We start from the raw sequence: 21,871 nt of genomic DNA on the forward strand, positions 1-21,871 counted from the left end.
TAAAGTGAAGCAAATTAGTACGCGTTTCTCAATTGCGGTTCATACACTTTCTCTTATCGCCGTTGCGCCCGATTGTACAGGCGACTATATCGCAGGCAGCGTCAACACGAACCCGGTCGTCATCCGGCGGATCATGGGGATGCTGAAGAAAGCCGGTCTGGTCGAAGTCAGGCCGGGCGTAGGCGGGACGGTCCTGCTGAAAGCCCCTGCCGATATCACGCTGCTTGATGTGTATCGCGCCGTGGGCGTGACGGAGAATAACCAGCTGTTTCGCATTCATGAGCACTCGAAGATCGAATGCCCCGTTGGGCGGAATATTGAGCAGGTGCTTCAAGAGGAGCTTGCGGAAGCGCAGGCGCTCATGGAGCAGAGGCTCGCGCAGACGACGATTGCGCAGCTGCTTGAGAAGTTTAAGTAAAGGTTCTTTTAAGAACCTTTCTTTTATACACATGTTGTAACTTAAGTTGTTATAACAATACTGGATACAACAATAAGGAGGAAAAAGACGATGAAATTGTTAGTGACAGGTGCAACTGGGAAGCTTGGCGCAGAAGTTGTAGAGGAATTGCTGAAGACGGTGCCAGCGAGCCGGATCGCAGTAAGCGTACGTAATCCAGAGAAGGCAGAAGGGCTGCGTGCACAAGGAATCGACGTTCGCCACGGTGACTTCGAACAACCAGAGACGCTCGATGCGGCATTCCAAGGCATTGACCGTATCTTGATCATCTCGACTGACGGCGACACAGAGACGCGGATGCGCCAGCATGTGAATGCAATCGAAGCCGCTGTCCGTGCGAGAGTCGGCTTCATCGCTTATACGAGCCTTGCTGGCGCCACTGACAGCAAGATTCTGTTCGCCCCTCCGCATCAAGCGGCAGAGCAAGCGCTTCGCGAAAGCGGCGTCCCATATGCGTTGCTGCGGAACAATTGGTACCTCGAGAATGAAGCTGGAAGCATTCAAGGAGTCATCGCAGGAGCGCCTTGGGTAACTTCCGCAGGCTCCGGCAAAGTCGGTTGGGCGCTGCATCAGGAATATGCGCAAGCAGCAGCGGCTGTACTTGCAGGCGAAGGGCATGAGAACAAGACGTATGAATTGTCGGGCACATTGCTGACACAGGAAGAGCTGGCAGCCGCGCTTGGCGCTGTTCTAGGCAAAGAAGTTGCCGTCCAGCAGGTAGACGATGAGACTTATGCTGGCATTATGAAGAGCGTTGGCGTACCGGACTTCGCCATTCCGATTGTAGTCGGCATTCAGCAAGGGATTCGCGACGGCTCGCTTGCAGTAGAGAGCAATGACTTCGAGAAGCTGCTCGGTCGTCCGCTGACGCCAATCCAGGATGCGTTAAAGCAAGTTGTAAGCAAGCTGTCATAAGTTTTTGAAAATACAACAACCTTAGCCAGTAGCGGATGAAATTCCGCTGGCTAAGGTTGTTTTCATGTTTTTATGCAGATCAAACTAGTCAGTTCTCACACCATACGATTTACTTCACAGCACCTGCCGTAATGCCGCTGGCGATTTTGCGTTGGAACAGGATGTACATAATGAGCACCGGAACGATGGTCACGAGCAGCGCCGCGAACAGCGGGCCCCACTCCGTGCGGTACTGCATTTCCTGCTGCATGACCGCGATCTCGATCGGAAGCGTGTACTGGGTCGGGTCATTCACGATAATCGTACCGACAACGTACTCGTTCCAGATGTTCAGCACGTTGATGATCGCGACCGTTACGAGGCCCGGCTGAGCCAATGGCAGCATGATGCGGAAGAATGTTCCGAAATGCGAGGCGCCGTCAATTTGCGCCGATTCTTCCAGCTCCTTCGGCAGCGACTTGAAGAAGCCGACGAGCACGAAGATGCCGAACGCCAGCAAGCTGGACGCGTAGACGAAGATGAGGCCAAGCTTCGTATTGATGAGATGCATCGAGTTCATCAGGAAGAACAGCGGGATGAGCGCCAGAATGAACGGGATCATCATCGAAGCAATGTACAGCAAGTACAGGAAGTTGCTGCCTCTGAACTTATACCGCGCAAGCACGTAGGCGGTCATCGCGGAGAGCAAGAGGCCAAGCACCGTGGAGCCGACTGTGACAATAAGCGAATTGACGAAATACGTGTTGAAATTATATTTGCTCCACACATAGCTGAAGTTCGACCAGAGCAGCGGGAAGCGGGGAAGCGACCACGGCGCGTGAATGAAGAACTGCTCGTTATCCTTCAGGGAGTCTAGCAAGGTCCATATTAACGGGTAAATAACCGACACGGTCCACACCAGCAGCAGGATGTAGAAGAAGCCTTTCGCGACAGGGTTTCGGATGCCTAAATTCATGATTATATCCTCCTCAGCCCAATTCCACGGTTTCGTGACGGAGCAGACGCTGCAGAACAACCGTCGTAATCAGCGATAGGACAAGAATCAGTAAGCCGATCGACGCTCCGTAACCGAAGTGATATTGCTGGAATGCCATTTGGTACAAATAAGAGCCCATAACCTGCGTGGAATTGTCCGGACCGCCCTGCGTCATAATCCAGACGATAACGAAGGAGCCGTTCAGCGTCGTCATCATGATGTTCAGAATCGACACCTTCATCTGCTCCCAGACGAGCGGCAGCGTAATCTTGCTGAACTGCTGCCACTGATTCGCGCCTTCCAGCTCAGATGCTTCATAGAGTGAATCCGGAATGTTCTGAATAGCCGCGATGAGCAGGATCATATAGAACCCGATACCCGCCCAAATGGTCGGGGGAAGCAGCATCCAAATCGTATGGTTGGTAAAGCCGAGCCACGTAATGCTGACCGTATCCTTCGTGAACAGCGACAGAAACCCATTCAGGAAGCCGATCTGCGGGTTATATATGAAATTCCAGAGGACACCAATAACGACGACTGAAAGAATGTTCGGGATAAAAAAGACCGAGCGGAAGAAGCTGGCCAGCTTGAAACGGAATCGTGTCAGTGCGACCGCAAAGAAAGTTGCGATTACCATAATGCCGATCACTTTACCCACAACAAGAAAGTAGTCGTTGCCAATCGCTTTCCAGACGATCGGATCGTGAAACAGGTCTTTGAAATTGCGGAGGCCAACAAACTCTTTATTCTGCGACATGCCGGACCAATCGAACATCGAGTAGTAAAGACCTTGTATAACCGGATACACGGTAAAGATGCAGTAGAACACGAACGTCGGAATAATGAATGAAGCGATAAAAATGGTACGTTGCAGCTTGGACGAGCTCGAATTCACCTTAGCCCACCGTCCTTCCTAAAGTCTAAGTGCGAATGATGACCAGAGCCTCTAGAGCCCTGATCATCACTCGTTTGATCCTATGTGAGGGGGTAAGCTTATTGCTTCACTTTAGCTGCTACGTCGGTGACGCGCTTCACCCATTCTTCTGGCGTGATTTTGCTGATTGTAAGAGCGTCTGTCGCATCCTGCATCGCTTTGTCTACGTCAGCGTTGAACGTAATGGTCGGAATAACGACTGTGTTCGAATCTGTCAGGAATTTCGCAGCATCCTTAACGAAGCTAGGCGCATTGGAACTGCTGATATCGCCTTTGATGTTGGAAGGAGCGCCGCTCAGCTCAGCCCATTGCGATGCTTGGGCCTTCGAGAAGATGAACTGCATGAACGCTTTTGCTGCATCTTTGTTCTTCGCATTCTTCGCGATTGCAACTGTAGCTGTGGACGTATTCGCTACCACTTTGCCGCCAGCATCTTGTGTAACGGACGGAATGAAGCCGAAATCGAAGCCGCCTGGGATGTCTTTGGACATTTCGTTCGGCAGCCACAGACCATTCGGGATGAATGCGTCCTTATGCTGCAGGAACAGCATTTGCGAATCGGTATGGTTGATTTGGATCGACGCTTTGTCGATGAAGCCTTTGTCGCGAAGCGCTACGATCTTGTTCAGCGCTGCAAGTACAGCAGGCTTCTGGAACGCTTCAACCTTGGAATCTGCCATATCCTTCAGAATGCTTGTATCGTTGTTGTTTGCCGATACGATCGCCGGATACAGGATGGCGCCGTTGATATAGTACGGATATTTACCGGTATGGATGAATGGCGTAATGCCGGCTGTTTTAATTTGGTCGCTGACTTGCAGGAATTGATCGAAGTCTTGCGGCTCTGACCAGCCTTTTTCCTTGAAGAGCGCTTTATCCCAGAACACGCCCCATGAGTTCAGAACGAGCGGAATGTTGTACGTCTTGCCATCGAATTGCTGTGCAGGCTGAGCGAGCAGATCCGTAATGAGATCGCCGTCAACGTTCTTCGCGTCTTTCAGCCAGTCGGTCAAGTCCTCGAGCTGACCATCGTCAACCATTTGGCGGTCATTCAGACCAGGGCCGTCGATGTAGACGAAATCAGGCGGGGTGCCGCCGATCCAGCGCGGCTTCGTTTGTTCGTTGATTTTCGGGCCAGCAAGCTCTTTGATGTGGAGATCAGGGTTAGCTGCTTGGAAGTCGGCGATGACCTTCTTCCACCATTTGTCGCCGTAGCCGCCGACGAAGTATTGGATCTCGAAGTCGCCAGTCAGCTTCGTAGCTGTTGCAGTCGTATCCGTAGTTGTGGAATTGTTTGTTGTTGCATCGGTTGCGTTATTCGTTGAAGTATTCGTGGATGTGTCCGCCTGCGTATTCGTCGTTTGGTTGTTGTTGCCGGAGTCGTTAGAGGAACCGCAGCCTGTCAGAGGAACGACAGCCATTACGGTTGCAAGGCTTAATGTAGCTAGCTTTTTCTTTAGTATCATGTGATGCACACCCTCCCGAATTTGGTTTAACAAAAGTTCTATCTTTATGATAGAGGGGAGGGTGGCAAGTCTCTATTGAATATCTTCCTTGAAATCTTTAGTATTTTCTTTTTCTTTTATTTCGTGCTATGGGCTTCGGCAAAATGCTGCAGCTCATCAAGCGCCTGCTTCGGCGTCATCCGTCCAAACAGCACCGCATCGCCAAGCTTGCGCGCCGTGTCCATGACCGATTGCCAAGCGGGCTCCTGAATCGGGTAGAACTCCGCTTTCTCAAGTGCAGCGAGCTCGCTCTTCATAATCGGATCGTTTCCCGCGAGCTTCTGTCCGACCGTAGACGTAACCGGCAGTAAGCCTTCGCGCTGTGTAAACTCCTCATAGCGTCCATCGTCATAGAGGAAGTCCAGAAACTTGGATAGCGCTGCCGTGTCCGTATGGTCGTTCTTGAACGAAACGAGCATATCCTGCACGCCGAACGATAGCGGCGCCTTGCCATCCTTCACCGGAATCGGGCCGACGCCCCAGCGCAGATTAGGGAATTCGCGCGGCACGACGGAAGTGAAGTAGTTGCCGGAGATGAGCATGCCGAGCTTGCCGTCGCCAAGCACCCGCTGCTTCTCGTCCCGTGTTGTGACCGTGGGCTCTGGATCGGTCAGCTTTGCGTCAAACAGTCCCTTCAAGAAAGAGAGCCCTTGTACGTTTTCGGGCGAATTGATCGTCCACTTGCCGTCCTTGATCCAGCCGCCGCCAGAGCCGAAGAAGAAGTAGGACAAATACGCCTGCGTCTCATTATCGGTCAGATCGACGCCGAAGCCGGTCGCTTTGCCGGTCTTGACGATTTTGCTGGCAGCGGTCTTCAGCTCAGACCATGTTTTCGGAGGAGAATGTATCCCTGCTTCCTCGAACAAGTCTTGGTTGTAGTACATGTTGCGAACGGAGGCTACGTATGGAACCGCGAACTGGACGTCATCCATGCGATCCTTCTCGAGCAGATTCGGATAAATTTTCCGCTTCAGCTCTGGGGACATAATATCCCCCATATCATTCAGCAGCCCATCGCTCGCGAACTGCGCGTATGCGTTCGTGTTCAGCAGGTCCGGCGGTTGGTTCTTGCTAATCATCGCGGTGTAGATGCCGCTGAGAATATCCCAATTGGCGACCTGCAGCTCCACATCAATGGTTGGATTCTGGATCTCGAACTGTCTTACGAGCTCCTCCAGCAGAGGCTTCGTCTCGGAGCTGTACTCGGCTGCGACGAAGCGGATGAGGGAGGGCTGCTCCTTTGTTTCGATAATTGGCGCCGGCTCGGACGGGGAGCAGCCAGTGGACAGCAGCAGTACGCTTGCGGCTACAGCAAGCAGCCGGGTCCCCTCGAGTAGTCGCTTCGCTTTGTTCGTCATCTCGTTATCTCGCCCCCTGACAGCATTATTTTTGAATGAACGGGAACAGCAGCTTCTGATTCTCCGGCGTATACATATTGGATTTGGTCACGACAACGGAATCAATATAGGTCGTCTGATCCGTCCGCTTCCCATCCACCAGCGCAAGCGCAGTCTTCACACTTAAATAGCCCATATTGAACGGCTTCTGCACGATTGTAGCGTGGAGTACGCCTTCCTCCAGCAGCTTGATCTCATAGACGGAGCTGTCGAAGCCGATTAGCTTCACCTTGCCTGTGAGGTCCAGCTCCTTCAGAGCCTTGGCCGCTCCAAGCACAGCCGGCTCGCTAAGCGCAATGATGGTGTTGATGCCGGGGCTGCGGAGGAGAAGCGATCTCGTATAGGCGTATGCGTTCGCCTCAGAATTGCCTGCATAGAACGTCTCATCGTATTCATCCGCATGGGCGTCGAGCGCTTCCTTCACTCCGAGCTCGCGCTCGCTCTGCACGCCTGAGTTCGGGAAATCGCTAATGATGGCGGCGCTCAGCTTGCCGACAGTCGCCTCCACAGCGGTTCTTCCCGCCTGGCGTCCAGCTTCCTTGTGATTGTTCGCGACGTAATACGGCGGCACATCGAGAGTCAGTGGCGTATCGACAACTACGAGCTTAATGCCACGAGCACGGATGCCATGCAAAATATCGTTAAAGCGGGGATCATGGACAGGTGCAACGATCAGCGCATCAGGCCCTCGGCCCGCTGCCTCTTGAATCATCCGGATTTGGGCGTCTGCATCCATGTCCTGAAGCGGCCCTTCTACCGTGAGCCCGGCTTCCGACTCCTTCGCCGCCGCCTGTGCGCCTGCGCTGACCGCCTGCCAGAAGTCGCTCCTTGCATTGCTCGTCTTCAGCACGAACGCAACCGACCGTGCCTTCGGAGGAGACACATCGCCGAGCTTGTAGTTCAGCACTCCGAAAACAAGCAGTGCAACGAGCAGCGGAACGAGAATGAAGGTCATACGGTGCAATCGCATAAGCTTAGGTCCTTCCTTATTTCACTTTGGGAATCGTAATCGTGACGCATGTCCCTACATCAAGCTCACTGTGAATTCGCACCCCATACTCGGGTCCAAAATACAGCTTAATCCGTTCATCGACGTTATGAATGCCGATTCCTTTCGGACTAACAGTCAGTAATTCATCGGCCTGAACAGGCGCAGGCTTCCATATTCGCTCGAGCTGCTCATCTGTCATGCCAAGCCCGTCGTCCTCGACCTCGAAGACGATGTTTCCTTTTGATTCATACCCGCGAACCGTTACCGTTCCTTTGTCCGGCTTACCACGCAGACCATGATAAATCGCATTCTCGACGAATGGCTGGAGCAGGATTTTGAGCGTTTTGTATGGGAAAATAGTTCGATCGAAGTCAATCTGATATTCCAGCTGGCTCTCGTAGCGCATTTTCTGAATGAGCAAGTAGTTCGTAATATGCTCGGCGTCGACACGGATGGAGACAAGCTCCGTATCCTTGGCAATGCTTGCCCGAAACAGCTTGGCGAGCGCCGAAGTCATTAAGACGACCTGCTCATGCTGCTTCTGCTCGGCCATCCATACGATCGAATCCAGCGTATTGTATAGAAAATGCGGATTAATCTGCGACTGAAGCAGCTGCAGCTCGCTCTTGCGCTTGTGCTCCTGCGTATGAATGATCTCTTGCATGAGCCGCTTGATCTGTCCGACCATTATGTTGAACGTATGCCCAAGCTGACCGATTTCGTTCTGCTCGCGCACAATGGTCTGCGTGTCGAAGTTGCCCCGTTCCACCGCTTTCATATCGCGCTGCAACGTGCGAATCGGTCGGGACAGGCGATGCGAAATAGCGATGGACAGCAGCAGGCTGACGATCAATCCGGCGCTGGCGTATAGCAGGAAGGTTTTGCGGATGTCGCCCTTATTGCTAATCAGGTCATTGGCGTATGCGACGCCAACGATTTTCCAGCCAAAATTCGTGTCCTGGACGGTATAGCTCCGCTTGCCTTCCTTGTCGTTCACCGTAAACACCGTACCGCTTGCCGCTTCCTTCACCCGGTCAATCTGCTCGGTGCGCAGGTTGCTGTAGATGAGCTGCTGCTTCGGATGGTAGACGATATTGCCGTCATTATCGACGATGAACATATAGCCTTTCTTGCCGAGATTGATTTGACTGCACAGATCGGTAATGACGCTAAGGTTCAAATCGACGAGGAAGATTCCCTCCCCCGTAATGCCGTCCGAATTTTTCAATTCCCGACTCAACGAGACAACCCAGCGATATTCGTTTTGGATCATATTTTGCACATGTGGGGCAGACAGAACGGATTTGCCGCCTGCCGTCTTGGCGTTGCGATACCAAGCTTGATCAGCGAACACTGCATATGGATTGAGACTCGTAATACGCCGATCGGACACGACTCTGCCGTTGTAGCCGAACACCATCAGCGAAGCGATGTCCTTGCGCGTGTAGAGAATCGCCTGGAACAGATCGGAGATTCGCTTCTCGTACGCCCTGCGGTCCTCATTGCTTATAAAATTGTTGCTCGAAATGTAATAATTGACGTCCTTGTTGGTCATTGCGAGCAGCGAGATATTCTCCATATTGTCCACGTAGGACTGAATGTTTGTGTTCACCTGCTTCATAATTTCCTCGATGTAACCTTCGGAGTTCCGCTCGGCGGAATACACCGCAAGCTGGTAGCTCGCGAGGCTTGTTATCGTAATGCTCACAAGAATGAGACAGGAGAAGGCGAACGAAATGCTTGACTGAATGCTCTTGAATGGCAGCAAAGGCGCAAAGGGCTTGCGGTCCGTCATAGGGTCAGCCTCCGCTTCGGGTATCGCGATATTCTCTCGGTGTTCGTCCGGCGTGCTTCTTGAACAACAGGCTGAAGTAGTTCGGATCCGCATAGCCGACCTTCTCCGCAATCTCATAGAGCTTGAGCGAGGTTGTCGATAGCAGTACCTTCGCCTTCTCTACGCGCACGCGGGTCAAATACTCAATAAACGTCTCGCCGGTATACTGTTTGAAAATAAGGCTAAAATAGCTCGTGCTCATCAGGACGTGGCGGCAAAGATCCTGCAGCGAAATCTGTTCATCCGCATAGTGCGCCTCGATATATTCCGTTGCGCGGATCATCTGCGTGTTGGTGTAATGGCTCCGATTGGCGGAGACCGCCGTTATGAGATTCGAGACGATATGCATCAGCCATAGCTCGAGCTCGTCCAGCGTCTTGAAGCTGTAAATGTCCGTCAGCCAGCTCTGCTGCTGGCTAGCGAGCCCATTCTCCCCGATGCCAAGCTCTTGAATCGTATTCATTAGCGAGAGCGTCAGCTTCTGCAGCTGTAAATAGCAGCCTTCGATCGGGAGGCGCAGCCGCTTGAGCCCATCCACAATCAGCTTAATGAGCTGCTGAGCATCCGCAGCCGACCCGGTCTTCACGATGGTTGCTAGCTGGCGATCCCAATCCAAGGTCGGAACGGTAGTGGATACCGGAGCGCCTTCCATATCAATAATGCTAAGTACGCGATTCTTGCCGACCAGGAACCGGTAATCGAGTGCGGAGAGTGCGCTCTTGTAAGAGAGCGGCAATTGATCGGCAGAGCCGCAGCTTCGTCCGACGCCAACCGTCACGGTCAGCTTGAGATAGCGCTCAATCTGGCGGCGAATCTCTTCCGCGAGCTCGTAGGCGTGTTCGTAAATATCGGTTTCGGGCGGCACGCCGGTTATGACAGCGGCCATTCGTTCTTCGCGTGTCCGGAAGGACAAGGCATTCTTCTGATCGGTAATCTCCTCGAACACGTTGAAAGCGGCAAAACGGAGAAATTCCTCGTCGTGCACGCTATCCAGCCGCTCGCGGTCGCCGAAGTCGTCGATATCCGCCACAATGACAAGATACGGCGGAGTCAGCTTCGGGATATCGAAGTAGCCGAAGCGCACTTCAATCTCGGGCTTGCCGACGCCAAGCACGACAAGCCGCTCAAGCAGCCGCTCTCGGAGCAGCGGCATGCTCTGGCGCAGCTGGCTTTGCAGCATGCTGAGATCCTCGCGGATCTTCATCTCTTCATCCATCTCAGCTCGCACTTTATTCAGCAGCACGCGAATTTCCATAGCTGTAATCGGCTTGAGCAGGAAGTCAGACACCTTCAGCCGGACAGCTTGTTGAGCATATTCAAACTCGTCGTAGCCGGTTAATATAATGACTTTAATATCGGGATAATTCGATGTGATCAGGCCTGCGAGCTCAAGCCCGTCCATATACGGCATGCTTATATCGGAGATAACCAGGTCGGGCTGCTCGCGTTCGATCTCATGCCAGGCATCACGGCCATTGGCATAGTCGCCAATGAGCTGAAAACCATGCTCCTCCCAGCGAATTGTATTCTTAAGGCCGCCGCGTACGACCGCCTCGTCGTCGACGATCATCACTTTATACAACGTCATACACCCGCCTTAGTTTTTATGTAAGCGCAAACATGCTAGAAACTAAACTATTATACACGATTTCAAGTGCTAGAGTCGTTAATCGGAATATGGAATCATCATAACGCAATGTTAGATTACCTGACAACGATTCGATTTGGCAGCCTGTTTGGATTGTTTTTTATCGCTTTTTGACCGCCCCGAGAAGGGCTTTATGCTATACTTTATTTACATATATGGCCAATCCAAAGGGGTTTTGATGTTGTCATCGCAAATAACAGAAATTCACTACAAACAGCGTGTATTTGCAGTTGATATTGGGACAAGGAGCGTTATCGGCCTTGTTGGCTACTACAAGAACGGGAAGCTCGTCGTGGAGCACGGCGAAGTGGAGTACCACAAGGATCGCGTAATGATCGACGGGCAAATTCATGATATTGACGGAGTTACGGAGTCGATTCGCGTTATTAAGGCGAAGCTTGAGGGAGCGAGCGGCCAGACGTTTACGGAAGTCGCAATAGCCGCAGCCGGGCGGTCGCTTATTACGGGAAGAGCGAGGTTATCGCAGCACATCGACGAGACGAAGCCGATTGAGAAGCATGTCATCGACTCGCTCGAGATGGAAGGTTTGCAGAAGGTATATGCGGAGCTGCTGGAAGCGTCGCAGGAGATGAAGGATTATTTTTGCATCGGACATACGGTTGTTCATTATTACCTGAATGAGAAAACAATGCTGAGCCTCCTCGGTCATAAAGGCCGGACGATAGAGGTCGACTTAATTGCAACATTCCTGCCCCGTACAGTGGTGGACAGTCTCTATGCGGCGGTGAGCCGGATCGGGCTTGATGTCAGCTATCTGACTCTTGAGCCGATTGCTGCAATCGAAGCGGCTGTTCCTGCGAATATAAGGCTGCTCAATATTGCTCTTGTCGATATAGGCGCCGGGACGAGCGATATTGCCATCACGAAGGATGGCACGGTCGTGGCGTATGCAATGACCGCAACAGCGGGAGACGAGATAACAGAGGCGATTGCTCAAGCCTACCTGATGGACTTCGACAGCGCGGAAGAGCTCAAGTGCAAGCTGCGCGATCAGCCGGTGCAGCAGTATAAGGACATTATCGGTATGGAGTATGAGAAGCCGACCGAGGAGATATTGGATCAGCTGTCGGAGGTCATCGACCTGATCGCAAAGAACATCGCGGACAATGTGCTCGATAAGAACGGCAAGGCGCCGAGCGCGGTGTTCTTGACCGGTGGAGGCAGCCAAATTCCGCGGCTGAATGAGATGATCGCGGGGTACTTGGAGCTGCCGGTGGAGCGGGTTGCGACGCGGGATATGTCGAACATTCCGAATCTGAGCGTAAGCAACTTTCAGCTGAAGGGGCCGGAGGTCGTGACGCCGATCGGGATATTAGCGAAGGCGGTGTCGCATCTAGGCCGGGACTTCGTCGAGGTGTTCGTGAACGGCGCCGGCGTGAAGCTCATCAATACGAAGACGCTGAAGGTGATTGATGCGCTCATGCTCGTAGGCTTCAATCCGCAGCAGCTTATTGCGAAAGCGGGCAAGTCGTTCGAGGTATACTTGAACGGACGGAGAAAGACGGTGTTCGGCGAAGCGGGCGAAGCCGGCGAAATCTATGTAAACGGGGAGCCTTCCCATATCAGCACCCCGATTAAGCCGCAGGACCGGATCGTGATCGTGCCTGCCAAGCATGGCGTGAAGCGAGAGATGACGCTCGGCAAGCTCGTCCACGTACACGCAGGCTGGAAGGTAAACGGCGCTTGGATGAGCGCGATTACAAACCTGCGGGTGAACGGGCAAGCTGCCGAAGGCGACCTGCTGCTGAGCGATCAGGATGTCATCGAATATGAGCAGCTTGAGAGCGTGGCGGACCTGCGCCGAGCACGGGGACTTGGCGAAGCTGCTATTGTTTGCGTGAACGATGTGATCGCCGAGGACAGCTATCGGATCGCGGAGCGTGATGATGTAGCGATCGTTGAAACGGTTGGTGATGCGGTTGTTGAAGTGGACGGAGCAGCGGTCGCCGTAGTGGCTGCTGCGAGGGATGAAGCTGCTGTAGCCGCGGAGATGATAGAGGCTGAGGTAGCTGGTGGTGATGTCGAAGCTGCTAGGGCGTTTGTCGGAAGTGGCATAGCCGAGGAGACTGGCAGTGCGGAAGCGAACAACGCTGCGGAGCAGCTGCTGGAAGTCATCGAAGAGACGGAGCCTGCGGCTGCTGCCGACGATTCCACGGTCATCATTATTTACAACGGTTTCCCGCTGGCACTGCCGAGCGGCCTTGCTTTTGTGAACCTGTTCGACTACGTCGACTTCGACAGAAGCAAGCGGCAGGGCAGCTTGCACATGACACATAACGGTGAGCAGGCTTCCTATACGAAGCCAGTTGTGGCTGGCGATGTCATCGAAGTGAAGTGGGTGTAGTACGCTTACGTTTGTCACGAACGCTATTTAGCCTCAAATGGCTATTTCGAGGGTCTAACGGTTGCCAGCTACGCTATTAGGTGATTTTGCAGTGAATGATTGCCGATTTGGAGCCGAATAAGCTCTCAGACAACCGTTAGAATTTTAAAAGGGTAATCATCGTGGAAATAAGCTTTGTAGTAACCGTTACAATTCTCAGCTCACCTGATTCATCAATCTGTGTTTCTCTACAACAAAACCGCCTTCCCAGGAAGGCGGTTTTTCTATATGCCACAAACATTATTTAAAAGCGGTATAGCCGTCATCTACCTTAACCGTTGTACCGTTAATGCCGCTTGCTGCATCGGAAGCGAGGAACAAGACGGTATCTGTGATATGGTGCGGGTACAGCAATTCCCCGTGCATATGCTTCTTCGCAATCGGGTCTTCCATGCCGCTCTCCTTCAGTCCGCTTATAATGTTCGTATGAACAAAGCCGGGAGCAACGCCGACGACACGAATGTTATACGGCGCAAGATCTAGCGCAGCGACTTGTGTCATCATGACGACGGCTGCTTTCGAGGTGTTATAGCTGAATCCGTTGTTCATCGCAAGGAAGCCCATGACAGAGGCAGTATTAATGATGACACCGCCAGTGCCAAGCTCCTTCATTATGTGCGCGGCCGCAAAAATACCATAATACACGCCATCTTGATTGATGCGGATCACGCGATGGTACAACTCCGGCGTGTGCTCGAGCATGGGCGCACCGCTACCGATACCGGCATTGTTGAACATAATATCAAGCCGTCCATAAGTGGACACCGCAAACTTTGCTAGTGCCTCGACTTGCTCGAATTCACCAACATCGCATTTGAAAAAAGCGGCATCGAAGCCTTCTGCACGGATAAGCTCTACCGTTTCTTGACCTGTAGTCTCGTTGAAATCAGCGACGACGACTTTCGCGCCCTCCTGTGCAAATTTGACGCAAGTTTCCCGGCCGATTCCGCTGCCGCCGCCTGTAATTACCGCTGCTTTATTTGTGAATCGCATCTATTGTTTCCTCCCGTAGCTCATTTTTATGTGCGGTGCGTAAGCGGTTAAGCCGATGCTCCGCCGTCGATAACCATCTCTGCACCTGTAATAAAGCTGGATTCATCGGAAGCGAGGAAGACGACCAAATCCGCTACTTCCTCCGGTGTGCCGCAGCGTTTGAGCGGGATGGCAGCTGCTGCAAGATGATCTGTAGTCGCGTTCAAGCCAGAAGCGACCGCGTCGCCCATCGACGTTTGGATGACGCCAGGGTGGATGGAGTTAACGCGAATTTGATGTGCCGCCACTTCTTTCGCAAGGTCCTTCGACATCGTGCGCACTGCGCCTTTACTTGCCCCATAGAGAGTATGGTTTGATGCTCCTCTGATCCCGGCCATCGATGACGCATTAATAATCGAGCCGTTGCGCTGCTCCACCATCGCGGGCACGACATGCTTCATGCCGAGGAAGACGCCGACGACGTTAATCCCGAGCAGGCGATTCCATTCTCCCACCGTATATTCGGTAACCGGCTTCGTGCTGTAAATCCCGGCATTGTTGAACAAAATATCAATACGGCCGAACTTCTCGAGCGTTGTGGCGGTAACAAGGCTCCAATCCTCTTCTTTTTGTACGTCGTGCTGCACGAACACAACATTTTCCGATAGCTGCTTCATTTCCTCAAGTGTTCGCAAGCCGGCCCCCTTATGAATATCTGTGAATACGACGCTCGCGCCTTGCTGCAGAAATTTCTTTACCGTTGCTTTGCCGATGCCGCTTGCACCGCCTGTGACAATTGCTGTTTTTCCTTGTAGTCTCATCTGTCAGCTCTCCTTCGTTTATGGATCTATCTGAATCAAGTAATCGAATGGTCCTGTTCAAACGAGTCCAGTATAACGCGCGGCTTTGAATAAGAATAATTAACATTTATAATTCTATTATTAGATCAGCTAATGTAAAAAAGGGGACTAGCGTGCCGTGAACTTAGATCAGCTGTATTACATTATCGAAGTGGCGAAGACCAAATCGTTATCGCTCGCTGCAAGCAATATGCATGTTACGCAATCTGCCATCAGTCAATCCATCGCTAGCCTGGAGGCGGAGCTTGGGATACCGATATTCGTCCGTTCGCGCTCAGGCACGACGCCGACGAAGGAAGGAACCGACATCATTCAGAAAGCGCTAGAAGTGGTCGGCAAGCTGCAGGAGATGAAGGATGGAGCGTCCCGAATGTCGGAGATGATGCATGCGGAATTGCGGATTGCGGCCATTCCAGGCGTGATGGCATCCTTGGTTAAGACGGTGTCGGGCTTCAAGCAAGATTATCCGAATGTTGTATTTCGAATCGTGGAAGAGAAGTCCGACCGTATTCTGGATGAAATCAGACATAACAAGGTCGATATCGGTCTGATCGGCATAAGAGGCAATGAGGCGTCGATTGGGACGGGGCTAGTGTTTGAACCGATCTGGCAAGGGAGGATGGTTATCGGCGTTTGGAATAACTCTCCTCTTGCAGGCAGGAAGCGAATTACGCCGGAAGAGATGAAGAAGCTTCCTTATGTTCTGTATGATGAGCCGCATGTGCATGATTTTGTTGAGGAGTTCGCCAAAGTGCACGGTCCGCTCTCCATCATGTTTACGAGCAATAACCCGTATGCGCTCGTCACGGTTCTTCGCGAGAATCTGGCCGGTACAATCGGCTATGATTTCTCCTTCATCGACAGATCGGGGTCACTGAATAGTGGTCTTATGAAGCTGGAAATGGATGGTGTTGAACAGCCGAAGATCCAGCTTGGATGGGCGCGGGCGGAGACGAATAAAGGGACGCAGGTGTCCAAAATGTTCATTCAGCGATTTCAGCGTCAAATCCAGCTGGGAAATATGTCATAATAATGGTAAAGAAGATGATGGGGAGGAAGATGCGTAATGCTAGCAGTCGTGCAACAAGCTGGTGATGGCTATACGGCTCGTTTTGAACGCATGTTTAATCATTCGGTTCAGCAGGTGTGGGCGTATCTGACTGACAATGATCTGCTGCCAACTTGGTTCTCGGAGCTGCGCGTTGGAGAGCTTCGTGAAGGAGGCAGCATGAAGTTTCATATGCCGGATGGCGGCGATGTGCTCGATATGCCGATTCTGGAGATGAAGCCGCAGACTGTTCTCGAGTACATGTGGGGCGAGGATGTGGTTCGCTTCGAGCTGAATTCAGAAGCCGCTGGCTGCAGATTGGTACTGATCGAGAAGCTGAACAAGCTGACGGACCATACGCCGAAGGACCTCGCCGGCTGGCATGTTTGCCTGGATGTTATCGGCGCATTGCTGGATGGCAGAACGATTGAATCCCGCAAGGACCAGTGGAAGTATTGGTTCGAGCGGTATCAAGTGGCGATTGCCGGGCTGCGCGGGTAGATGAGTGTGGATGCAAACCAAACGAAAGGCAGCTCGCAGAGGGCAGCAGGACAACAAAAACAACCCGCCAAGTTCACTATGCGGGTTGTTTTTGTTTATAAGCTGCCCAGCAGCATACAGCCGACTGAGCCAGTGAGGACGACAATCCAAGGCGGCAACTTCCAGAAGGCAAGCATGCCGAACAAGATCGAGGCTAGCGCGAAGTCTGCCGGAGTGAAAATCGCTGTCGTCCACAGCGGGTTGTAGAGTGCAGCGAGCAGAATGCCGACCACAGCTGCATTCACGCCGGTAAGGGCGCCTTGCACTCTCGGGCTCGTGCGCAGCGAGCCCCAGAACGGTAGCGCGCCGACGATGAGCAGGAAAGCGGGAAGGAAGATCGCAGTTGTTGCAGTTACAGCCCCAATCACGCCGTCTGCCATCATGCCGAGGTAGGACGCGAAGGTGAACAGCGGACCTGGCATGGCCTGTGCTGCACCGTAGCCAGCAAGAAATTGCTCGGGGCTGACCCAGCCGGTCGGCACGACTTCACGCTCAAGCAGCGGAAGCACGACATGACCGCCTCCGAAGACGAGTGAGCCTGATCGGTAGAAGCTGTCGAACAGGGCGAGAACGCCATTGTAAGAACCGGTCCACGCTTGAAGCAGCGGCAGCGCAATCAGCAGAGCTATAAAGGAAGCAAGGCAGAAGGCTCCGAACTTGCGGCTGATTGGCACTACCAGGGGCAGAGCTGCTGCCTCCGCGACCGCTTCCTGCTGGCGGTGATAGAACCACAGCCCGAGCAGCCCTGCGCAAACAATGAGCAGCACCTGGCTCCATGCGGAGGGCCATAAGAGCGATGCGACTGCAGCCGCTATGGCGATGGTCGCGCGGTTCCGGTCGGGCGCGAGCTTCTGGCCCATCCCCATAATGGCGTGGGCAACGATGGCGACGGCTACGATTTTTAAGCCATGAATCCAGTCGGCATTTGCAAAACCGCCGCCCTGTAGTGCAATCGCGAATGCTGTAAGTGCAAGGACCGACGGCAGCGTGAAGCCAATCCATGCAACGAGTCCGCCAAGCAGCCCGGCGCGCATCAGTCCGATGCCGATCCCAACCTGACTGCTTGCCGGCCCAGGGAGAAATTGGCACAGCGCAACAAGATCGGCGTAGCTTCGCTCATCTAGCCACTTGCGCCGACGTATATACTCGTGATGAAAATATCCGAGGTGGGCGATTGGGCCGCCGAAAGAGGTGAGCCCGAGCTTCGTCGATACGAGCAGCAGCTCGAGCAGCGTTTCTAATCTGTTTATTGGTTTGCTGGTAGTCATCCCGATCGTGATCCTTTCCGCATCTACTGAGTTCGCGAGATCTGCTCAGAGAAGCATAATTATGTCCATACTACCATAGCTCAGCAACAAGAGAATGTTAAGGTTTCGATAAGATGCGGATATATGGCGATTGCTGTTTTTTGTCATTGACGTCACGCGTCAGCAGTGTTAAATTGATTGTATAAAATTAAATTGTATAAAATATAAATAAGGAGCGATCATACAAATGGAAGCATTATACACAGCAATCGCAACAGCAGAAGGCGGACGTAACGGGGCTATTACATCTTCAGATGGGGTGCTTGATCTCCAAATCCGGATGCCGAAGGCACTCGGCGGCAATGGTGAAGCGGGCACAAATCCAGAGCAGCTCTTCGCGGGAGGCTATGCGGCCTGCTTCGATAGCGCGCTGAACCTCGTGGCGCGCATGAAGAAGGTTCAGCATGAAGGCACCGATGTAACCGCTCATGTGAGCATCGGCAAAGCGGCGGACGGCGGCTTCGGGCTGGCGGCGCAGCTGCATGTGAATGTGGATGGCGTCGAGCAAGAGGTGGCGGAGGAGCTGGTCAAGGCAGCGCATGGCGTGTGCCCGTACTCCAGAGCAACCCGCGGCAACATCGAAGTAAAGCTTGTGGTGAACGGTCTGCATATCGGCTAAGAGTGGCTTCGAGAAGGGATCTTATGACAGCAACTAGACAGAACATGAAAGAAGGAACAGCCCACAGGGCTGCTCCTTCTTCATTTCTTAAGATCTTCACTTACTCAAAACACGCCAAGCAGCAGCTCAATCGCCCGCTTAGCGTCCACCTGCACGCCAACGTTGACCGGCGTACCGACCGACGGCTTCTCGCGCAAATCAGCAACGGTCATACCGAGGCATACCTCGCCTTGACATTCCACCGATAACAGCAGCTGCTCCGTCTGCACGATGCCAGGCTCGATTGCCGCCAGCACCGTGAGCGGATCATGCATCGGCGCACATTGATTGTAGCCGTTCGCTTCGTGGTAGAAATTGAAATAAAACTGCATGGAATCGTTCATGAAGCTGACCACGCCTTGGTTCTCCGGCTTGCAGGAAGCTTTCAGCGCATCAAGGTGCGACTGATGCAGCATCGTTTGCAAGGTGACATCAAGCCCGATCATCGTAATCGGAAGCCCCGACTGAATGACAAGGCTGGCCGCTTCCGGGTCACCCCATATATTCGCTTCGGCGGTTGGCGTAATGTTGCCCGGTACGCGAACAGCGCCGCCCATAATGTAAACATGTTTGATTTTCGAAGGGAGCTCCGGATCCTTCTGAAGCGCATGCGCCAGATTCGTAAGGCGTCCAAGCGCTACGATGACAAGCTCTCCACGCAGTTCGCTTGCTTGGCGCACGATAAAATCTGCTGCTGCTTCCTCCACCGGACGCTGAGCGGTGTGCGGAATTTCAACATCGCCAATGCCGTTGCTGCCATGGACAAATGTAGGGAAAATGTCTACTTTGCGGACGAGCGGCTGTGCAGCGCCTTGGCTGACGGGAATTTGACCTTCCAGTCCAGCAAGCTTCAGCACCTTGAGCGCATTCTCGGTCGCAAGCTCGACGGGAATGTTGCCGAAGACCGATGTGATGCCTATAATATCCGCCTTACCGGATTTGACCCCGTATAGAATCGCGAGTGCGTCGTCAATTCCCGTATCGGCGTCGATAATGATTTTCGGCTGTGCCATGTCCTTAATCCCTCATTTTTCTAAAATAATCTTAACTTCGTAATGATACCGTCTGCTCCATGTGTAAAGCAAGATCATCCAAATGACTTTACAGGACTTTAGCATTTGCAATATGCCATGCCTTCAATTCGTCCCATTATAGCCGATCCGGCTGATAATCCGTCTCCGTATAGATCGAGATGAGCACGACCGCCGTCTCCTCGCCAATATTGCGAACGAGATGGGGGATGCATGCGTTCCAGCTGAACGAATCGCCTTCGTGAAACTCTGCCGCATCATCGCCTTGCTCGGCGTAAATACTTCCTTTAATGACCACATGCACTTCTTCGCCTTCATGTGCGTGCGGCTCTGATCCTGTCGAAGCGCCAGGCGGCAGCTCGACAATGACGATGCGTACTTTATCCGTAGCGCTAAGATGCTCCACCTTAAACTGCTCGCTGCCGCTAGACGTAATGCGCCGTTCACCCTTGCGCACGATCTTCATCCGGTCTTCCTTTTGCAGCAGCAAGTAAGCAAGAGGGACCTTCAGCGCCTTGGAGATGCTCTCCAGCGTGGAGATGGAAGGCGACGTCTTATTCGTCTCCACCTGACTGAGAAACCCTTGCGACAAGCCAGTTTCCTCGCAAATTTGGGCAATCGTGATGTGCTTGCGCTTGCGGATCGCTCGAATCGAAGAGCCGATATCCATACCTTATGTTCACCCTAACTCAAATATTTGTGATACAAAATATAAGTTGATATTAACAATTTCCAAGTTGACTTGCTAGCACTTCAAGCATAATATTAGTCATATAGAAATTAAATTGTTTAAACTAATATATAATGCACTCACATAAGGGAGAGAAACGACAATGATGCCAGCTTATTTCTTCGCGCACGGTGCGCCTTCACTTGTTTTGGAACAGCATGCTTACAGCGATTTTCTGAAAAATTTTGCTTCCACGAGGCCGCGGCCGAAGGCGATTGTTCTCTTCTCCGCCCACTGGGAGCAGCCTGTTCAGAAGGTTAGCGCAGTCAGCACGTACAGCACGATCTATGATTTCTCTGGCTTCCAGGATGAGCTGTACCAGTTGACGTATCCGGCGAGCGGCAACCGCGCATTAAGCGAGCAGATCCAGACGTTATTCGCGCAGCACGGCATTCCAAGCGAGCTTGATGAATCGCGAGGGCTCGACCATGGCGCATGGTCGGTGCTGAAGCTGATCTATCCGGAAGCGGACATTCCGGTTATCGCGCTATCCGTCAACCCGATGCTGACGAATGAACAACAGTATCAGATCGGCAAAGCATTAGGAGCGCTGCGGGAGCAAGACGTCCTTATTATTGGCAGCGGCGGCACGGTTCATAATTTGCGCCGATTGAATTGGCGGGCGGCAGAGGCAGACGAGTGGGCGGCCCAGTTCGATCAGTGGTTGGAGCGCAAGCTTACGAGCTGGGACACGGAAGCGCTTTTCCGTTACCGCGAGCAAGCGCCGTTCGCAGTAGAGTCGGTGCCGACGACTGAGCACTTCATCCCACTCTTCTTGGCAATGGGGGCAGGCGATGAGAACCGCAAGGCGACACTCATTCACCGAAGTTACCAGTTAGGCAGCCTTAGCCTGAGCTGCTGGCAGTTCGACTAAAATCACAACGGGAGCGTGGAACGACGATGGACAGCAAGGATCGGTTCTCGGGTAGAGTGGACGCTTATGTGAAATACCGTCCGACCTATCCGCTAGCGGCTATCGATTATTTGTACGATACGGTCGGATTCAAGCCCGGCAGCGTCATCGCCGATGTCGGCGCGGGAACGGGCATTTTTTCCGAGCTGCTGCTGGAGCGGGGGAGTCATGTGGTTGCCGTTGAACCGAACGAGCCGATGCGCGAGGCAGCGGTGGCGCGGCTTGGCGCCGTGGGCGGCTTTCGGGCGGCGACAGGCTCCGCGGAAGCGACCGGCCTCGAGGACCGCTCGGTCGACTACATCGTCTGCGCCCAGTCGTTTCACTGGTTCGACCGTGCTCTTGCGGCATCCGAGTTTAAGCGAATCCTACGCCGAGACGAGGGCAAGGTTGTGCTCATCTGGAACACGCTGCTTACCGAAGGCACGCCGTTTCGAGAGGGATATGAGCAGCTGCTGCAAACGTACGGCACGGACTACAAGACCGTCCATCAGAAAAATATTTTGCCCGAAGCGCTCGCTGCCTTCTTCCGGCCTGGAGATATGCAGGAGGTACGGTTTGCGAATCAGCAGCTTTTCGACTATGAGGGCCTCGGAGGACGACTCGCGTCTTCATCCTTCGTTTCGGTGTCCGGTGACCCGAAATATGAACCGATGATGGCTGCTCTGAGGGAGCTATATGATCGTCACCATGGGAATGGTTACGTGAACTTCGATTACGAGACCCGGCTGTACTGGGGCTCTCTATAGCACGA

General features: G+C 53.0%; 20 protein-coding genes. 8 read left to right on the forward strand and 12 right to left on the reverse strand.

The window, feature by feature from the left end; translation table 11 throughout:
- Nucleotides 1-4 precede the first annotated feature (4 nt).
- Entirely contained in the window at nt 5-418 is a 414-nt protein-coding gene (locus tag AC0LWF_RS20845) for an Rrf2 family transcriptional regulator (protein ID WP_474653519.1), read from the forward strand.
- Nucleotides 419-508: 90 nt separating this feature from the next.
- Complete coding sequence (locus tag AC0LWF_RS20850; protein ID WP_474653457.1) at nt 509-1,372, forward strand: SDR family oxidoreductase; 864 nt, start codon at nt 509-511, stop codon at nt 1,370-1,372.
- A gap of 109 nt (nt 1,373-1,481) precedes the next feature.
- On the opposite strand, the gene AC0LWF_RS20855 is transcribed toward AC0LWF_RS20850, so the two are convergent.
- The 7 genes from AC0LWF_RS20855 to AC0LWF_RS20885 all read right to left on the reverse strand — a co-directional run bounded on the left by AC0LWF_RS20855 (nt 1,482) and on the right by AC0LWF_RS20885 (nt 10,597).
- On the reverse strand, nt 1,482-2,327 hold the full coding sequence (locus AC0LWF_RS20855) for a carbohydrate ABC transporter permease (protein WP_474653458.1): 846 nt from the start codon (nt 2,325-2,327) through the stop codon (nt 1,482-1,484).
- A 13-nt stretch (nt 2,328-2,340) separates the two neighbouring features.
- Nucleotides 2,341-3,243: a carbohydrate ABC transporter permease gene (locus AC0LWF_RS20860; RefSeq protein ID WP_474653459.1), complete on the reverse strand. Its 903-nt coding sequence runs from the start codon at nt 3,241-3,243 to the stop codon at nt 2,341-2,343.
- A 98-nt stretch (nt 3,244-3,341) separates the two neighbouring features.
- Nucleotides 3,342-4,748 carry an ABC transporter substrate-binding protein gene (locus AC0LWF_RS20865; protein ID WP_474653460.1) on the reverse strand — a complete coding sequence of 469 codons (1,407 nt, stop codon included), beginning with the start codon at nt 4,746-4,748 and terminating at the stop codon, nt 3,342-3,344.
- A gap of 116 nt (nt 4,749-4,864) precedes the next feature.
- Nucleotides 4,865-6,145, reverse strand: coding sequence for an extracellular solute-binding protein (locus tag AC0LWF_RS20870; protein ID WP_474653461.1), 1,281 nt, complete (start codon nt 6,143-6,145; stop codon nt 4,865-4,867).
- 25 nt (nt 6,146-6,170) lie between these two features.
- Nucleotides 6,171-7,154 (reverse strand): substrate-binding domain-containing protein, encoded by a 984-nt coding sequence (locus tag AC0LWF_RS20875; protein WP_474653462.1) that lies wholly within the window; start codon nt 7,152-7,154, stop codon nt 6,171-6,173.
- A gap of 16 nt (nt 7,155-7,170) precedes the next feature.
- Nucleotides 7,171-8,970 carry a cache domain-containing sensor histidine kinase gene (locus AC0LWF_RS20880; protein WP_474653463.1) on the reverse strand — a complete coding sequence of 600 codons (1,800 nt, stop codon included), beginning with the start codon at nt 8,968-8,970 and terminating at the stop codon, nt 7,171-7,173.
- 4 nt (nt 8,971-8,974) lie between these two features.
- On the reverse strand, nt 8,975-10,597 hold the full coding sequence (locus tag AC0LWF_RS20885; RefSeq protein WP_474653464.1) for a response regulator: 1,623 nt from the start codon (nt 10,595-10,597) through the stop codon (nt 8,975-8,977).
- A 238-nt stretch (nt 10,598-10,835) separates the two neighbouring features.
- Here AC0LWF_RS20885 and AC0LWF_RS20890 point away from each other — a divergent pair, with 238 nt between their 5' ends.
- On the forward strand, nt 10,836-13,022 hold the full coding sequence (locus tag AC0LWF_RS20890; RefSeq protein WP_474653465.1) for a cell division protein FtsA: 2,187 nt from the start codon (nt 10,836-10,838) through the stop codon (nt 13,020-13,022).
- A 279-nt stretch (nt 13,023-13,301) separates the two neighbouring features.
- Here the strand turns inward: AC0LWF_RS20890 and AC0LWF_RS20895 are convergent, their stop codons facing one another.
- On the reverse strand, nt 13,302-14,054 hold the full coding sequence (locus tag AC0LWF_RS20895) for an SDR family NAD(P)-dependent oxidoreductase (protein ID WP_474653466.1): 753 nt from the start codon (nt 14,052-14,054) through the stop codon (nt 13,302-13,304).
- Between the two features lie 47 nt (nt 14,055-14,101).
- Complete coding sequence (locus AC0LWF_RS20900) at nt 14,102-14,854, reverse strand: SDR family NAD(P)-dependent oxidoreductase (RefSeq protein ID WP_474653467.1); 753 nt, start codon at nt 14,852-14,854, stop codon at nt 14,102-14,104.
- Nucleotides 14,855-15,011: 157 nt separating this feature from the next.
- On the opposite strand from AC0LWF_RS20900, the gene AC0LWF_RS20905 reads away from it, so the two are divergent.
- Together AC0LWF_RS20905 and AC0LWF_RS20910 are read left to right on the forward strand one after the other, a co-directional pair.
- The gene (locus AC0LWF_RS20905; protein ID WP_474653468.1) at nt 15,012-15,923 is read left to right on the forward strand and encodes a LysR family transcriptional regulator; all 912 of its coding nucleotides are present in this window, start codon (nt 15,012-15,014) and stop codon (nt 15,921-15,923) included.
- A gap of 36 nt (nt 15,924-15,959) precedes the next feature.
- Nucleotides 15,960-16,442, forward strand: coding sequence for an SRPBCC family protein (locus AC0LWF_RS20910; protein ID WP_474653469.1), 483 nt, complete (start codon nt 15,960-15,962; stop codon nt 16,440-16,442).
- Between the two features lie 95 nt (nt 16,443-16,537).
- On the opposite strand, the gene AC0LWF_RS20915 is transcribed toward AC0LWF_RS20910, so the two are convergent.
- Entirely contained in the window at nt 16,538-17,749 is a 1,212-nt protein-coding gene (locus tag AC0LWF_RS20915; RefSeq protein ID WP_474653470.1) for a chromate transporter, read from the reverse strand.
- Between the two features lie 226 nt (nt 17,750-17,975).
- On the opposite strand from AC0LWF_RS20915, the gene AC0LWF_RS20920 reads away from it, so the two are divergent.
- Nucleotides 17,976-18,407 carry an organic hydroperoxide resistance protein gene (locus tag AC0LWF_RS20920; RefSeq protein ID WP_474653471.1) on the forward strand — a complete coding sequence of 144 codons (432 nt, stop codon included), beginning with the start codon at nt 17,976-17,978 and terminating at the stop codon, nt 18,405-18,407.
- 104 nt (nt 18,408-18,511) lie between these two features.
- Here AC0LWF_RS20920 and AC0LWF_RS20925 read toward each other — a convergent pair whose 3' ends face one another.
- Both AC0LWF_RS20925 and AC0LWF_RS20930 read right to left on the reverse strand, forming a co-directional pair.
- Nucleotides 18,512-19,459 (reverse strand): nucleoside hydrolase, encoded by a 948-nt coding sequence (locus tag AC0LWF_RS20925; protein ID WP_474653472.1) that lies wholly within the window; start codon nt 19,457-19,459, stop codon nt 18,512-18,514.
- Between the two features lie 136 nt (nt 19,460-19,595).
- On the reverse strand, nt 19,596-20,147 hold the full coding sequence (locus AC0LWF_RS20930; protein WP_474653473.1) for a helix-turn-helix domain-containing protein: 552 nt from the start codon (nt 20,145-20,147) through the stop codon (nt 19,596-19,598).
- 163 nt (nt 20,148-20,310) lie between these two features.
- Between AC0LWF_RS20930 and AC0LWF_RS20935 the strand changes: the two genes are divergently transcribed.
- Nucleotides 20,311-21,081: a DODA-type extradiol aromatic ring-opening family dioxygenase gene (locus tag AC0LWF_RS20935; protein ID WP_474653474.1), complete on the forward strand. Its 771-nt coding sequence runs from the start codon at nt 20,311-20,313 to the stop codon at nt 21,079-21,081.
- Nucleotides 21,082-21,107: 26 nt separating this feature from the next.
- The gene (locus AC0LWF_RS20940) at nt 21,108-21,866 is read left to right on the forward strand and encodes a class I SAM-dependent methyltransferase (protein WP_474653475.1); all 759 of its coding nucleotides are present in this window, start codon (nt 21,108-21,110) and stop codon (nt 21,864-21,866) included.
- Nucleotides 21,867-21,871 lie beyond the last annotated feature (5 nt).

This window comes from Paenibacillus sp. sgz302114, assembly GCF_056120345.1.